The sequence below is a fragment of the Pantoea sp. BR_17 genome (assembly GCF_041955125.1).
Lineage (GTDB): Bacteria > Pseudomonadota > Gammaproteobacteria > Enterobacterales > Enterobacteriaceae > Pantoea > Pantoea stewartii.
The window spans coordinates 149294-163384 of sequence record NZ_JAVAXT010000004.1 but is presented as its reverse complement, the minus strand read 5'-3'; the positions used below and the strand labels follow the sequence as shown (position 1 = coordinate 163384).

Sequence of the window (14091 nt, the reverse complement as noted above, 5' to 3'; positions counted from 1 at the left end):
GGCGCGGTGAGCGTCGGTTATGTTCTGAATTTGCAGGGGGCGTATTTTGCCCTAACCCAACGCATTATTTCAAGACGTTGTCGCATAGAATGCAAAATTTTAATCAGGCGTTTTTCAGCATCCAGTCAATTTCGGTGGCAGTGATTAATCTTTCGAACTGCATAAGCTCATAATTTTTGCAGCTAAACCACACTTTGGCAAATTTCTCACCCAGTAATTTTTGTAAAGGATAGCTGCTTTCGAAGGCATAGAGTGCATCGCTCTGCCGAATCGGCAGCGCCAGCCCTTCCGCTTCATGGCCGTTTCCTTTAACCGGCTGTGGCAGCGGCAATTGCGTATCGAGGCCGTGCAACATGCCGGCCAGAATGGTAGCCATGACGAGATAAGGATTCGCATCCGCCCCGGCTACCCGGTACTCGATGCGGCGACTTTCCAGATCGCCACAGGGAATACGCAACGCTACCGTACGGTTATTGTGGCCCCACGACGCCTGCAAAGGAACGTAGGCATCGGGCACAAAACGACGGAAGGCATTGACGTTGGGGGCCAGCAGCGCCATGGAAGCAGGCATAAGGTCAATCATGCCCGCCAGCGTGCGTTTCAGCAGCGGGGAATCGCTTCCGTCATCACAGGCAAAGGCATTATGGTCAGCGGCATCAAGCATGCTGATATGGACGTGCATCCCGCTTCCGGCATAGTCCTCATAGGGTTTTGCCATAAACGTTGCCGTCATGCCGTGGTTCTCTGCCACCTGGCGGATAAGGCGCTTGAGCTGGATAGCATGGTCGCAGGCGCTCAGCACATCACGGGTATGATGGAGATTGATTTCGAATTGCCCCGGCGAGGCTTCCGCCAGCGCGCCATCCGCAGGAATGCCCTGCAGACGGGCCAGCGCATCGATATCACGCAAGACATCGGCGAAGTGATCGAGATTATCCAGCGAGTAAACCTGGCTTTGTCTGTTGCGATCGTCACTGCCTGGCGCACAGGGCGGTTGAATATAGCCTTCTGCATCGCGCTTTTTATCGACCAGATAGAACTCCAGCTCTACCGCTACCACCGGAAACAGTCCACGATTACGCAGCTGTTGCCACAGCCGGTTCAGAACATTTCGGGGTTCAACGTCAAAGGGAGTGCCATCTTGGTTGCACATGGTTAACAGCAGTTGTGCAATGTGTTGCGGATCGGCGGCGGAGGGGACGAGCGTGCCATGGACGGGAAGGCAGAGGTTATCGGGTTCACCAAGCGACTGGCCCAGACCGGCCTCTTCGACGGTATTGCCGAGAATATCCATGGCAAAAACCGAGGCGGGAAAGTAGCAGCCTTTTTCCAGCCTGGCTAAGGCCGAAACCGGGATGCGCTTACCGCGAAAAACACCATTTAAATCGTTGAGCAAGATATCGACATACTGCGTTTCAGGATGGCGCTCCAGCCAGTTTTTCACTTCTTGCTGGAACGCGCTGGTTCGTCTCTCTTCACTGTGAAGCGTGAAGTCTTCTACTTCTACCAGGTTAGTCATGATTTCATCCGCCTTTGACCACAAAAATGGGAGTGCGTAATGCTCAAAAAAACCGCCACTCATCTAACATAGCTCTAACGTAAAAAGTGTGCAAATGTAACAAATCTGTTTGAAGATCGACCAATGGATTGCTAGATTGACAAAATATTGCACACTTAACCATCAGACATGCCCTTTTCGTCAAATATTTCGAACAGCAGTTAAGGGGGAAAGATGGGCATTATTTTTGACAAGCCTTTGATTGGCGTAGTGATGTGCCAGACGCACAATCAGGGCCACCCGGTTCAGTCTGTCCACAACAAATATCTTGATGCCATCGTCCTGGCGGGCGGCGTGCCGCTTGCCCTGCCCCATCACCTTATGGCTGCCCCGCATCTATCAGAAAACGCTATGGCTGTGCTGGATGGCATTCTGCTGACCGGGAGCCCCAGCCATCTGGAGCCCTGGCTGTATGGCGAAGAAGGCGAAGAGCCGGAGGCAGATGCCGGCCGCGATCGCCTGGCGTTTAACCTTATTACGCATGCTGTCGGTAAACAGGTGCCGCTGCTGGGCATATGTCGGGGCATGCAGGAGCTGGTCGTGGCCAACGGCGGTGCCCTGTATCGCCACCTTGACCACCATCCGCAGTTTCAGCGCCACCATGCAGACGAGGATGCCTCACCTGAACAAACTTACGCACCCGCTCATGCCATCCAGATTGCACCGGGAGGATTGCTGGACAGGCTGCTGGGGCGTGCGTCGATCACCGTCAACTCCGTTCATCACCAGGGCATTCGTGAAGCGGGACCGCAGGTGCACGTTGAGGCCCGTGCGCCCGATGGTCTGATTGAGGCGGTCAGCCTGCCAGCGCATCCTTTCGCCCTTGCCGTACAGTGGCATCCTGAATGGCAGCTGAAACCCGCCACGCCGTCCTTTGCGCTGTTTGACGGCTTTATTCAGGCCGCCCTGCACTATCACCAGAGGAAAAAGGTATGAATGATGCGGCTCAGGCTCCGGGACGCCGCCTGGCGCAGATCCGTCAGGCCATGGGACTGTCACAACGGCGCGTCGCGGAACTGGCCGGACTGACCCACAGCGCCATCAGTACTATCGAACAGGATAAGGTCAGCCCGGCGGTCAGCACGCTGCAAAAGTTGCTGAAGGTTTATGGCCTGTCTTTGTCTGCGTTTTTTTCGGAGCCGCATGCTGAGGACGCGCCCAAAGTGGTGGTCCGGCCTGAAGATCTGCTGGAAATCGGCAGTCAGGGCGTTTCGCTTAAACTGGTTGATAACGGCACGAAAACCCGGGCGTTAGGCATGTTACTGGAAACTTACCAGCCAGGTGCCAGCACCGGCGAAAAGTTACGCCATGCGGGCGAAGAGACCGGCACCCTGCTGGAAGGGCGCATCGTACTGGAAGTTAACGGTCAGCAATTTCATCTGACGGCCGGCGAAAGTTACGTGATCGATACGGGTTTGCCGCACAGTTTTACCAACCAGGCCGATGTGCCCTGTCGCATCGTCAGCGCCCATACGCCCGCCAATTTTTAATCAGGGACGTTCGCCAAGGAGCTTGATATGAATTACGTAGAAAACTACTACACCTCCACACGGAACCCCCATGCGCCCTGGCCGGTGCTGCAGGAAAGCATCCAGTGTGACGTTTGCATTATTGGTGCCGGTTTTACGGGTTTATCGGCCGGCCTGTTTTTAACCGAAGCGGGTTACGATGTGGTGCTGCTTGAAGCGGCTCGCGTTGGTTATGGTGCCAGCGGCCGCAATGGCGGCCAGGCCGTGAATTCCTACAGCCGCGACGTGGATGTGATTGAACAACGCTACGGCAAAGACAGCGCGAAAATGCTGGGCAGTATGATGTTTGAAGGCGGTGATATTATTCGCGATCGTATCGACCGTTACGCGATCGCCTGCGATTACCGCCCGGGCGGTATCTTCGCCGCGTTTAACCGCCGTCAGATGGCGCACCTGGCCAGTCAAAAAGCCGCCTGGCAGCGTTACGGTAACGACCAGCTTGAACTGTTAGATGAGCGCGGCATTCGTCGCGAGATCGGCTCAGAGCGCTATGTAGGTGGGCTGCTCGACAAACGCGGCGCACATCTGCATCCGCTGAATCTGGCGCTGGGAGAAGCCGAAGCCATTCGTCGCCACGGCGGTCGTATCTATGAACAGTCCGCCGCGTTAAGCGTCAGCTACGGTTCACCTAATCGGGTAAAAACGGCACAGGGAGAAGTCAGCGCCACGTTTCTGATTTTTGCCGGCAATGCTTATCTGCCTTCCGAACTCGAACCGCGCCTGAGTCGCAAAAGCATGCCGTGCGGCTCGCAAATCATCGCCACCGAACCGCTGTCCCGTGACCGGGCATTAGCGCTGTTACCCAACAACTATTCGGTAGAAGATTCCAATTATCTGCTGGACTATTTCCGCCTGACCGCCGACAACCGGCTGCTCTATGGTGGCGGTGTGGTTTATGGGGCACGCGAGCCTGGCGATGTGATCACGATGATCCGGCCTAAAATGCTACGCACCTTTCCGCAGTTGCAGGACGTGAAGATTGATTTCGCCTGGAGCGGAAATTTTCTGCTGACGCTGTCGCGCATGCCACAGTTTGGTCGGCTGGAAAAAAACGTCTACTTTATGCAGGGCGACAGCGGCCACGGAGTGACCTGCACGCACCTTTCCGGCAAGCTGATAAGCGAAGTGTTACGTGGGGATGCTGAGCGCTTTGATGCCTTCGCGAAGCTTCCGCATCTGCCCTTCCCTGGCGGACGGCGATTTAAAGTGCCGCTGACGGCCATGGGTGCCGCCTGGTATGCCTTACGCGACCGACTCGGCGTGTGATCAGGAACAGAACACGACGCTTTCCCCGCTAAGGGGAAAGCCACACTCACTCCAGCGGCATTTTCTGCGGATCGTCGTAGCGGTATTCAAAGCCCAGCTCGTGACAGATACGCGCGCCGTCAATCAACTTACCGCTGTCGTCGTGCGTCTGCGGTTCAAAGGTGGGCGGCGTCATGCCCAGCTGGCGCGACACACAGGGATAGAAATGGGCGCGGGACGGATGTTTCAACGCACACAGGTTAAACGTCCTGCCGCCTTTTGGCGTTTGCAGCAGCAGCATAATCGCCTCCACCACATCATCCAGATGCACCAGATTCACCCCGTGCGATCCATTGGGTAAATCCTGTTTGCCGGCCAGGAAGCGACCGGGATGCCGTTTCGGGCCCACCAGCCCGGCCAGACGCAATACATCGACGCTGGTGCCGGGTAAGTCGTGCAGCCAGTTTTCCAGGTCCACCAGCGTTTTGCCTGCCGTGGTTTCTGGTTGAAGCGGGCTTTTCTCCGTTTTGATACCGGCGCTGCCGCCATAGACGGAGGTGGAACTGGTAAAGATGATCCGTGGGACATTGCGCGCCAGCGCGGTATCCACCACGTTTTGTACTGCCTGCACATAGGCGTCGCCGCCCTCTGCCGTGCGGCTGGCGGGCAAGGTGACAACCAGCGCATTCACGTCAAACAGCGCCTCCAGGTCCTCGGCCTCACAGACCAGTTCGGGCGTCAGTTCAAGTTGAAACGCATCGATACCACAGCGACGGGCCGCCTCTACGCCATCCGGCGTGGTTTTACTGCCGGTCACCTGCCAGCCTCGCGCGGTCAGCGCCATCGCAAGCGGCATGCCCAGCCAGCCGAGTCCTACAATTGCGACCTTTTTCATATTGTCTCCTGCTGCGAACGTCAAGATTCAGCCATCTTAAGCTGCCCCTGAGTTGCAAACCAGTGCAAAGTGTTTCTGTGCTTTGCGAAGAACAACATTAAAAAAGAGTTGCCAATTTCAACTATCTTCGTTAGGTTAATTCCACACAAATGAATAACTTTTCATTATCGAGAATTTTATGACACGCGTTCAGTTCAACCATCATCACCACCATCACCCTGACTAGTCTTTCAGGCGATGTGTGCTGGAAGACGTCTAGGATCTTCCAGTGGTGCGAACGCAAGAGAACCCCCGGAAGATCGTCTTCCGGGGGTTTTTTTATGGGCTGACGCAAAATACGCATTCAGGACAGGTTAATTAAGGGGACAGGAACAATGTTAGACAATAGCCGTTTACGCATAGCTATGCAGAAATCAGGTCGGTTAAGCGATGATTCACGCGAGCTGCTGGCGCGCTGCGGGATCAAAATCAATCTTCAGCAACAGCGTCTGATCGCCTTCGCTGAAAATATGCCTATCGATATTCTGCGCGTGCGCGATGACGATATTCCGGGCCTGGTGATGGACGGCGTGGTCGACCTGGGCATTATCGGCGAAAACGTGCTGGAAGAAGAGTTACTGACGCGCCGCGCACAGGGGGAAGATCCTCGCTACTTCACACTGCGTCGCCTCGACTTTGGCGGCTGTCGTCTGTCACTGGCCATGCCGGTTGATGACGCTTACACCGGCCCGCAGTGCCTGAACAATGCCCGCATCGCTACCTCCTATCCTCACCTGTTAAAACAGTATCTCGACAAGCAAGGTATCGCCTTTAAATCCTGTCTGCTGAACGGCTCGGTCGAAGTGGCGCCGCGTGCCGGCCTGGCCGATGCGATCTGCGATCTGGTCTCCACCGGTGCTACGCTGGAAGCGAACGGTCTGCGTGAAGTGGAAGTCATCTATCGTTCTAAAGCCGTGCTGATTCAGCGCGACGGCGACATGCCCGCGGCCAAGCAGGAGCTGATCGATAAAATGATGACCCGTATTCAGGGCGTGATTAAAGCACGTGAATCCAAATACATCATGTTGCATGCACCGAGCGAGCGTCTGGAAGAAGTCATTAGCCTGCTGCCGGGCGCCGAGCGTCCAACCGTGTTACCGCTGGCGGGCGATGTGAGCCGTGTGGCAATGCACATGGTGAGTAGCGAAACGCTGTTCTGGGAAACCATGGAAAAACTCAAAGCGCTGGGTGCCAGTTCGATTCTGGTGCTGCCAATCGAAAAAATGCTGGAGTAAACGATGAGCAAAATCATGACACCCGTGAACTGGCAGGCGTGCAGCGCGGAGGCGCAACAGGCGCTGCTGGCACGCCCGGCGCTGTCTGCCTCTGACAGCATCAGTCAGATTGTGCGTGACGTTCTGGCGCGCGTGAAAAGCGAAGGCGACGCAGCTCTGCGCGATTTTAGCGCGCGCTTTGACAAGGTTGAGCTGACGGATTTTCGCGTGACCGCTGAGCAGATGCAGGCTGCCAGCGATCGTCTCAGTGATGAACTCAAACAGGCAATGGCGGTGGCGGTCGCCAATATCGAGACTTTCCACCGTGCGCAGATTCTGCCAGCCGTGGATATCGAAACCCAGCCGGGCGTGCGTTGCCAGCAGGTGACGCGCCCGATGCAATCGGTCGGCCTCTATATTCCCGGGGGGTCCGCCCCGCTGTTTTCCACCGTATTGATGCTGGCGACACCGGCACGTATTGCCGGATGCGGCCGCGTGGTGCTGTGCTCACCGCCGCCGATTGCCGACGAGATTCTCTATGCGGCCCAGCTGTGTGGCGTAGAAGAAGTATTTCAGGTGGGCGGTGCGCAGGCCATTGCCGCCCTGGCCTTCGGCACCGAGACCGTGCCGAAAGTGGCTAAAATTTTCGGACCGGGCAACGCCTGGGTCACCGAAGCCAAACGTCAGGTCAGCCAGAGCCTCGATGGCGCGGCTATCGATATGCCCGCGGGCCCGTCAGAAGTGCTGGTGATCGCCGACGACGGTGCCACGCCCGCGTTCGTGGCGTCCGACCTGTTGTCTCAGGCGGAACACGGGCCGGATTCTCAGGTGATTCTGCTGACGCCTTCACAGGGACTGGCTGAGCGCGTGGCTGACGCTGTCGAACAACAGCTGGCGCAGCTGCCGCGTGCCGCCACGGCCCGTAAGGCGCTGGAAAGCAGCCGCCTGATCGTGGCCCGCGATTTGCAACAGTGTGTGGCGATTTCCAACCGCTATGGTCCGGAGCACCTGATTCTGCAAACCCGCACGCCGCGCGACCTGGTTGAGCAAATCACCAGCGCAGGCTCCGTGTTCCTGGGCGACTGGTCGCCCGAGTCTGCAGGCGATTATGCCTCCGGCACGAACCATGTGCTACCTACCTATGGTTATACCGCGACCTGCTCCAGCCTGGGGCTGGCCGACTTCCAGAAACGTATGACGGTACAGGAACTGACGCCGCAGGGCTTTATGGATCTCGCCGCCACCATTGAAACCCTGGCCGCCGCGGAGCAGCTGGATGCCCACAAAAATGCCGTCACGTTGCGCGTCACCGCGCTCAAGGAGCAAGCATGAGTCAGGATATTGAACAACTGGCCCGCGCCAATGTGCGTGCGCTGACGCCTTATCAGTCGGCGCGCCGTCTGGGCGGCAACGGTGATGTCTGGCTGAATGCTAACGAGTTTCCGCTGCCGGTGCCCTTTGAGTTGTCGCAGCAAACCCTGAACCGCTACCCGGAGTGCCAGCCGAAGCAGGTAATCACCCGTTATGCGGCTTACGCGGGCCTGTCTCCTGAGCAGGTGCTGGTCAGCCGCGGCGCAGATGAAGGCATTGAGCTGTTGATGCGGGCGTTCTGTGAGCCCGGCAAAGACGCGATTCTGTTCTGCCCACCGACCTACGGTATGTACAGCGTCAGCGCGGAAACCATCGGCATTGAGTACCGTACCGTGCCGGCACGTGAAGACTGGCAGTTGAACCTGCCCGCGATTGCCGAACAGCTCGACGGTGTGAAAGTCGTTTATATGTGCAGCCCGAACAACCCCACGGGCAACCTGATTGATCAGGACGCTATCCGTCAGCTACTGGCGATGACCGCCGGCAAAGCGCTGGTCGTCGCGGATGAAGCCTATATTGAATTTTGTCCACAGGCGACGCTGGCGGGCTGGTTGCGCGAATATCCGCACCTTGTCATCCTGCGCACCCTGTCGAAAGCCTTCGCGCTGGCCGGTCTGCGCTGCGGATTTACGCTGGCGAATAAACCGGTTATCGACCTGCTGATGAAGGTGATTGCGCCCTATCCGCTGGCGACGCCGGTCGCCGACGTGGCGGGCCAGGCACTGAGCGACGAAGGGATTGCCTTAATGCGCCAGCACGTCGATGAGCTGAATGCCAACCGTAGCTGGTTGTTTGAACAGTTGCCGCAAATTCGCGTTGTGGAGCAGGTCTTCCCCAGCGAAACCAACTATATTTTGGTGCGCTTTACCGATTCACCAAAGGTGTTTAAAACCTTGTGGGATCAGGGCATTATTTTGCGTGATCAAAACAAGAACCCCGGCCTCGCAGGTTGTCTGCGCATCTCGGTGGGAACCCGCACCGAGTGCGAACGCCTGATCGCCGCGCTGCAAGCCTTATCTCTGGAGTAAGCATGAGTCAGAAGACCCTTTTTATTGACCGCGATGGCACGATTATCTCGGAACCGCCGCAGGACTTTCAGGTGGATCGGATGGATAAGCTGGCGTTTGAGCCGGACGTCGTGCCTGCACTGCTGGCGCTGCAGGACGCAGGCTATCAGCTGGTGATGATTACCAATCAGGACGGTCTGGGCACGGACAGTTTTCCACAGGCGGACTTCGATGGCCCACACACGCTGATGATGCAGATTTTGTCATCGCAGGGCATTCGTTTTAGCGATGTGCTGATTTGTCCCCATAAGCCTGAAGACCGCTGCGCGTGCCGTAAGCCGAAAACCCAGATGGTTGAGGCCTGGCTGGCTGAAGGCGCCCTTGATACGGCCAACAGCTATGTGATTGGCGATCGCCAGACCGATATTCAGCTGGCGGAAAATATGGGGATTCAGGGCATTCGCTATGGCGCAGAAGGTCAGGACTGGAAAGCGATTCAGCAGCAGCTGACGCAGCGCGACCGCTACGCGCTGGTCCAACGCAACACCAAAGAAACCCAGGTCCGCGTGGAACTGTGGCTGGACCGCGAAGGCGGCAGTAAGATCAACACTGGCGTCGGCTTCTTTGATCATATGCTGGACCAGATTGCCGTGCACGGCGGCTTCCGCATGAACATCGACGTCAACGGTGACCTGTATATTGACGATCACCACACGGTAGAAGATACCGGTCTGGCATTAGGCGAAGCGCTGCTGAAAGCGTTGGGCGATAAGCGCGGCATTGGCCGTTTTGGCTTTGTGCTGCCGATGGATGAGTGCCTGGCGCGCTGTGCACTGGATATCTCTGGTCGTCCACATATCGAATTTAAAGCGGAATTCAGCTATCAGCGCGTTGGCGATCTGAGCACCGAGATGGTCGAGCACTTCTTCCGTTCCCTGTCCTACGCCATGATGAGCACCCTGCACCTGAAAACCAAAGGGAAAAACGATCATCACCGCGTGGAAAGTTTATTCAAAGCCTTTGGCCGGACCTTACGTCAGGCGATTCGCGTTGAGGGAAATACCCTGCCGAGCTCTAAAGGAGTGCTGTAATGAACGTGGTGATCCTGGATACAGGCTGTGCCAACCTGTCGTCGGTAAAGTGGGCCGTTGAACGTCTGGGCTATACGCCAGAGGTCAGTCGCCATCCGGATGTCGTCCTGCGCGCCGATAAGCTGTTTCTGCCCGGCGTTGGCACCGCGCAGGCGGCCATGAACCAACTGCAGGAGCGTGAGCTGATTGAGCTGGTCAAGGCCTGTACGCAGCCGGTGCTGGGTATTTGCCTGGGCATGCAGCTGCTGGGCAGCCACAGCGAAGAGAATGGCGGTGTGCCCACGCTGGGCATTATCGACCAGCCCGTGTCACTGATGGACACGCAGGGTTTGCCGTTACCGCACATGGGCTGGAACCAGATCACCGCTCAGGCCGGTAATCATCTGTTCCGCGGCATTGATGAAGGCAGCTACTTCTACTTCGTACACAGCTTTGCGATGCCCGTAAATGCCAGCACCATTGCGCAGTGTCACTATGGTCAGGCGTTCACGGCCGCGGTACAGAAAGATAACTTCTTTGGCGTGCAGTTCCACCCGGAACGCTCTGGCAAAGTCGGCGCGCAGTTGCTGAAAAACTTCCTGGAGATGTAATGATTATCCCCGCATTAGATTTAATTGATGGCAAGGTTGTGCGCCTGCATCAGGGTGATTATGCCCGTCAGCGCGATTACGGCAGCGATCCGTTACCCCGCTTACAGGATTACGCACGCCAGGGCGCAACGGTACTGCACCTTGTGGATTTAACCGGTGCTAAAGATCCGGCGAAACGCCAGATTACCTTACTGAAAAGCCTGCTTAACGGCGTGGATGCGGTGGTCCAGGTTGGCGGCGGCATTCGCAGTCGGGAAGACGTTAAAGCGTTACTGGACGCGGGTGCCAGCCGTGTGGTGGTAGGGTCGACCGCCGTCAAACAGCCCGAGGAAGTGAAAGCCTGGTTTACCGAGTTTGGCCCGGACGCGATTGTGCTGGCGCTGGACGTCCGTATTGATGCGACCAACCGCAAAGAGGTGGCGATTAGCGGCTGGCAGGAAGCTGCGGGCGTTACGCTCGAAGAGGTCATTGAACAGTTCCAGCCTGTCGGGCTGAAGCATGTTCTGTGCACCGACATTTCCCGTGATGGTACGCTCAGCGGGTCGAACGTGGATCTGTATAAAGAAGTGACCGCACGCTTTCCGCAGATTGCGTTTCAGTCCTCAGGCGGTATTGGTGAACTCAGTGACGTTGCCGCCCTTCGCGGCAGCGGTGTTCAGGGCGTGATCGTCGGACGTGCGCTACTGGAAGGCAAATTTACAGTTTCGGAGGCCATAGCATGCTGGCAAAACGGATAATTCCTTGTCTCGATGTGCGTGACGGTCAGGTGGTAAAAGGCGTTCAGTTTCGTAACCACGAAATTATTGGCGACATCGTGCCGCTGGCGCAGCGCTATGCGCAAGAAGGTGCGGACGAGCTGGTGTTTTACGATATCACCGCTTCATCGGACGACCGCGTAGTGGATAAAAGCTGGGTTGCGCGCGTTGCCGAAGTCATCGACATTCCGTTCTGCGTGGCAGGCGGCATCAAAACCCCGGAAGATGCCGCGCGGATTCTGGAGTTTGGTGCGGACAAAATTTCCATTAACTCCCCTGCGCTGGCCGATCCTTCATTGATCACCCGCCTGGCCGACCGCTTTGGCGTCCAGTGCATCGTGGTCGGTATTGATACCTGGTTTGATGACGCCAGCGGGAAGTACCATGTTAATCAGTATACCGGCGACGAATCCCGCACCCGCGTGACCCAGTGGGAAACGCTGGACTGGGTGCAGGAAGTGCAGAAACGGGGCGCAGGCGAGATTGTCCTCAACATGATGAACCAGGACGGCGTGCGCAACGGTTATGACCTGGTGCAGTTGAAGAAGGTACGTGATGTCTGCAAGGTACCGCTGATCGCCTCTGGCGGTGCGGGTACCATGACTCACTTCCTTGAAGCCTTTGAGCAGGCCAATGTCGATGGCGCGCTGGCGGCGTCGGTTTTTCACAAACAAATTATTAATATCGGCGAGCTGAAACGCTTTCTGATCGACAACGGTGTGGAGATTCGTGCGTGTTAACTGAACAACAACTGGCCCGGTTAGACTGGGAAAAAACCCAAGGCATGATGCCGGTCATCGTCCAGCACTCTGTTTCTGGTGAAGTTCTGATGCACGGTTATATGAATCAGGCGGCGCTGGAAAAAACGCTGCAGGACGGCAACGTGACGTTCTTTTCACGCACCAAAAACCGTCTGTGGACCAAAGGCGAGACCTCAGGACACTTTCTACAGGTCGTGAGCATCACACCTGACTGCGACAACGACACGTTGCTGGTGCTGGCCAACCCGATTGGCCCCACCTGCCATCTGGGCACCTCCAGCTGCTTCTCCCCTGCTGCGCCTGACTGGACGTTCCTCTATCAGTTGGAACAACTGCTGGCGTCCCGTAAGCAGGCCGACCCGGAAAGTTCTTACACTGCCAGACTCTATGCCAGCGGCACCAAACGTATTGCGCAGAAGGTCGGTGAAGAAGGCGTGGAAACCGCGCTGGCTGCCACGGTGAACGATCGTGAGGAACTGACGAACGAAGCCTCCGATCTGATCTATCACCTGCTGGTACTGCTGCAGGATCAGGATCTGGATCTCAGCACCATCATCAATAACCTGCGCGCCCGTCATAAGTGACAGACTGCGTTACGGCTGCTCGACGGTTTGCTGAGCAGCCTTTCCCGTCCATTTGACCTGTAAGGATTTTACCGTGACTACGCATGAAAAACTCATTGCTCTGCTCGACCAGCATCGCGCGCGTTACCGCCTGATGCAGCATGAGGCAACCGGCAAATGTGAAGCCGTTGCCAAAATTCGCGGCACGGCAGTCGGACAGGGCGCAAAGGCGCTGGTGTGTCATGTGAAAGGCAATGGCGTCAAACAACATGTTCTGGCGGTACTGCCTGCGGATCAGCAGGCCGATCTCAGTAAAGTCGCCTCAGCCGTAGGCGGACGCCGGGCATCCCTTGCCTCGCCCGCAGAGGTCGATGTGCTGACCGGCTGCGTATTTGGTGCGATTCCCCCGTTCAGCTTTCATCCTGATTTAACTGTGGTGGTCGACCCGCTGCTGTTTGAGCGCTATGACGAGATTGCCTTTAACGCCGGCGTACTCGACCAGTCTGTCGTACTGAATACACAGGATTACCGTGGCCTTTGCCAGGCTAACATTCTGAAAATCATCCTCTAATTGCCATCATCCCGGGTGAAAGGTACTCTGCGTAATACACTATTACGACAACAGAAGACCGAAAACGATGGCAATCACTTCTCTGAAAACCCGTTTACACAAAGCGTTAGCGCTGGCCCTCCTGGCTGGCTGCGCGTTTGGCGCCCAGGCGAAAATTGAGCAGGTTCGCTTCGCTGTTGATCCCACCTATCCCCCTTTTGAATCCAAAACACCGCAGGGGAAGCTGGTCGGCTTTGATATCGATTTAGGTAACGCGCTGTGCACGCAGATGCAGGCCAAATGTGTCTGGGTGGAAAGCCAGTTCGACGGGATGATTCCGGCGCTTAAAGCGCGTAAATTCGACGCCATTCTGTCTGATATGGGCATCACCGAAGAGCGACTGAAGCAAATCGACTTTACCGTGCCGCTGTACGATACGCATACCCAGCTTATCGCGCGTAAGGGGTCGGGCCTGTTGCCCGCCCCGGAATCGCTGAAAGGCAAAACCGTAGGCGTAGAACAAGGCACTGTGCAGGAGCGTTATGCCCGGGCAAAATGGCAACCTTTTGGCGTGACGGTCGTGCCCTATGGCGATCAGGCGCAGGTTGAAAGTGATCTGGTGGCCGGGCGCCTTGATGCGGTCTTTACCGATGCGGCTCAGGCGGCAAACGGTTTTCTCAAACAACCTCAGGGCAGCGCGTTTGAACTGGCCGGGCCGATTGTGAAAGACCCGATCATCGGGCCGGGCACGGCGATTGGCCTGCGTAAAGGCGATACCGAACTGAAAACTGCGCTGGATGATGCCTTCGCTGCCATTAAGAAAAATGGCACCTTTGACAAACTGCAAAAGAAATATTTCGCCACGGATATTTCCATTCAACCGTAACGTCAGTGCAGGCTTTTTCCCCCTCCTCCGTCTGCAT

16 protein-coding genes and 1 other annotated feature are annotated in these 14091 nt (G+C 56.7%); of the genes, 14 read left to right on the top strand and 2 right to left on the bottom strand.

Annotated elements, in window-relative coordinates:
* Window positions 1-103: 103 nt before the first annotated feature.
* Window positions 104-1522 carry a glutamine synthetase family protein gene (locus RAC60_RS08645; RefSeq protein ID WP_172677646.1) on the bottom strand — a complete coding sequence of 473 codons (1419 nt, stop codon included), beginning with the start codon at window positions 1520-1522 and terminating at the stop codon, window positions 104-106.
* A gap of 210 nt (window positions 1523-1732) precedes the next feature.
* Between RAC60_RS08645 and puuD the strand changes: the two genes are divergently transcribed.
* The 3 genes from puuD to RAC60_RS08630 are packed head-to-tail and all read left to right on the top strand — an operon-like array spanning window position 1733 to window position 4353.
* The gene (gene puuD, locus RAC60_RS08640) at window positions 1733-2494 is read left to right on the top strand and encodes a gamma-glutamyl-gamma-aminobutyrate hydrolase (protein ID WP_058701597.1); all 762 of its coding nucleotides are present in this window, start codon (window positions 1733-1735) and stop codon (window positions 2492-2494) included.
* The gene (gene puuR, locus RAC60_RS08635; RefSeq protein WP_054633493.1) at window positions 2491-3048 is read left to right on the top strand and encodes an HTH-type transcriptional regulator PuuR; all 558 of its coding nucleotides are present in this window, start codon (window positions 2491-2493) and stop codon (window positions 3046-3048) included. Before puuD ends, puuR begins: the two co-directional genes overlap by 4 nt.
* Window positions 3049-3075: 27 nt before the next feature.
* Entirely contained in the window at window positions 3076-4353 is a 1278-nt protein-coding gene (locus RAC60_RS08630; protein ID WP_375093357.1) for an NAD(P)/FAD-dependent oxidoreductase, read from the top strand.
* 46 nt (window positions 4354-4399) lie between these two features.
* Here RAC60_RS08630 and RAC60_RS08625 read toward each other — a convergent pair whose 3' ends face one another.
* Complete coding sequence (locus tag RAC60_RS08625; protein WP_006119826.1) at window positions 4400-5227, bottom strand: SDR family oxidoreductase; 828 nt, start codon at window positions 5225-5227, stop codon at window positions 4400-4402.
* Window positions 5228-5405: 178 nt separating this feature from the next.
* Here RAC60_RS08625 and hisL point away from each other — a divergent pair, with 178 nt between their 5' ends.
* The 11 genes from hisL to RAC60_RS08570 all read left to right on the top strand — a co-directional run bounded on the left by hisL (window position 5406) and on the right by RAC60_RS08570 (window position 14054).
* A complete protein-coding gene (gene hisL, locus RAC60_RS08620; RefSeq protein WP_100396937.1) occupies window positions 5406-5453 on the top strand; it encodes a his operon leader peptide in 48 nt (15 codons plus the stop codon).
* Window positions 5429-5549 (top strand) — a sequence feature (His leader region). Its footprint overlaps the gene before it by 25 nt.
* Before the next feature lie 52 nt (window positions 5550-5601).
* Window positions 5602-6501 carry an ATP phosphoribosyltransferase gene (hisG, locus tag RAC60_RS08615; RefSeq protein ID WP_006119827.1) on the top strand — a complete coding sequence of 300 codons (900 nt, stop codon included), beginning with the start codon at window positions 5602-5604 and terminating at the stop codon, window positions 6499-6501.
* A gap of 3 nt (window positions 6502-6504) precedes the next feature.
* Window positions 6505-7812, top strand: coding sequence for a histidinol dehydrogenase (hisD, locus tag RAC60_RS08610; RefSeq protein ID WP_006119828.1), 1308 nt, complete (start codon window positions 6505-6507; stop codon window positions 7810-7812).
* Window positions 7809-8879, top strand: coding sequence for a histidinol-phosphate transaminase (gene hisC, locus RAC60_RS08605; protein ID WP_033740442.1), 1071 nt, complete (start codon window positions 7809-7811; stop codon window positions 8877-8879). Before hisD ends, hisC begins: the two co-directional genes overlap by 4 nt.
* 2 nt (window positions 8880-8881) lie before the next feature.
* A complete protein-coding gene (gene hisB, locus RAC60_RS08600; RefSeq protein ID WP_324021243.1) occupies window positions 8882-9949 on the top strand; it encodes a bifunctional histidinol-phosphatase/imidazoleglycerol-phosphate dehydratase HisB in 1068 nt (355 codons plus the stop codon).
* The gene (gene hisH / locus RAC60_RS08595) at window positions 9949-10539 is read left to right on the top strand and encodes an imidazole glycerol phosphate synthase subunit HisH (RefSeq protein ID WP_006119831.1); all 591 of its coding nucleotides are present in this window, start codon (window positions 9949-9951) and stop codon (window positions 10537-10539) included. The genes hisB and hisH overlap by 1 nt, the downstream gene beginning before the upstream one ends.
* Complete coding sequence (hisA, locus tag RAC60_RS08590; RefSeq protein WP_033740446.1) at window positions 10539-11276, top strand: 1-(5-phosphoribosyl)-5-[(5-phosphoribosylamino)methylideneamino]imidazole-4-carboxamide isomerase; 738 nt, start codon at window positions 10539-10541, stop codon at window positions 11274-11276. The genes hisH and hisA overlap by 1 nt, the downstream gene beginning before the upstream one ends.
* Complete coding sequence (gene hisF / locus RAC60_RS08585; protein WP_006119833.1) at window positions 11258-12034, top strand: imidazole glycerol phosphate synthase subunit HisF; 777 nt, start codon at window positions 11258-11260, stop codon at window positions 12032-12034. The genes hisA and hisF overlap by 19 nt, the downstream gene beginning before the upstream one ends.
* Window positions 12028-12639 carry a bifunctional phosphoribosyl-AMP cyclohydrolase/phosphoribosyl-ATP diphosphatase HisIE gene (hisIE, locus tag RAC60_RS08580; RefSeq protein ID WP_006119834.1) on the top strand — a complete coding sequence of 204 codons (612 nt, stop codon included), beginning with the start codon at window positions 12028-12030 and terminating at the stop codon, window positions 12637-12639. The genes hisF and hisIE overlap by 7 nt, the downstream gene beginning before the upstream one ends.
* Before the next feature lie 73 nt (window positions 12640-12712).
* Window positions 12713-13189: a YbaK/prolyl-tRNA synthetase associated domain-containing protein gene (locus RAC60_RS08575; RefSeq protein ID WP_375093353.1), complete on the top strand. Its 477-nt coding sequence runs from the start codon at window positions 12713-12715 to the stop codon at window positions 13187-13189.
* 67 nt (window positions 13190-13256) lie between these two features.
* Window positions 13257-14054, top strand: coding sequence for an ABC transporter substrate-binding protein (locus RAC60_RS08570; RefSeq protein ID WP_058708396.1), 798 nt, complete (start codon window positions 13257-13259; stop codon window positions 14052-14054).
* The last annotated feature ends 37 nt before the right edge of the window (window positions 14055-14091 follow it).

Bases quoted from the DNA above. Each gene is read 5' to 3' on its own strand.
- RAC60_RS08630 (WP_375093357.1), top strand. From the start codon at position 3,076: ATGAATTACGTAGAAAACTACTACACCTCCACACGGAACCCCCATGCG.
- hisD (WP_006119828.1), top strand. From the start codon at position 6,505: ATGAGCAAAATCATGACACCCGTGAACTGGCAGGCGTGCAGCGCGGAG.
- hisG (WP_006119827.1), top strand. From the start codon at position 5,602: ATGTTAGACAATAGCCGTTTACGCATAGCTATGCAGAAATCAGGTCGG.
- hisF (WP_006119833.1), top strand. From the start codon at position 11,258: ATGCTGGCAAAACGGATAATTCCTTGTCTCGATGTGCGTGACGGTCAG.
- RAC60_RS08570 (WP_058708396.1), top strand. From the start codon at position 13,257: ATGGCAATCACTTCTCTGAAAACCCGTTTACACAAAGCGTTAGCGCTG.
- hisC (WP_033740442.1), top strand. From the start codon at position 7,809: ATGAGTCAGGATATTGAACAACTGGCCCGCGCCAATGTGCGTGCGCTG.
- puuR (WP_054633493.1), top strand. From the start codon at position 2,491: ATGAATGATGCGGCTCAGGCTCCGGGACGCCGCCTGGCGCAGATCCGT.
- puuD (WP_058701597.1), top strand. From the start codon at position 1,733: ATGGGCATTATTTTTGACAAGCCTTTGATTGGCGTAGTGATGTGCCAG.
- hisB (WP_324021243.1), top strand. From the start codon at position 8,882: ATGAGTCAGAAGACCCTTTTTATTGACCGCGATGGCACGATTATCTCG.
- hisA (WP_033740446.1), top strand. From the start codon at position 10,539: ATGATTATCCCCGCATTAGATTTAATTGATGGCAAGGTTGTGCGCCTG.
- hisH (WP_006119831.1), top strand. From the start codon at position 9,949: ATGAACGTGGTGATCCTGGATACAGGCTGTGCCAACCTGTCGTCGGTA.
- RAC60_RS08625 (WP_006119826.1), bottom strand. From the start codon at position 5,227: ATGAAAAAGGTCGCAATTGTAGGACTCGGCTGGCTGGGCATGCCGCTT.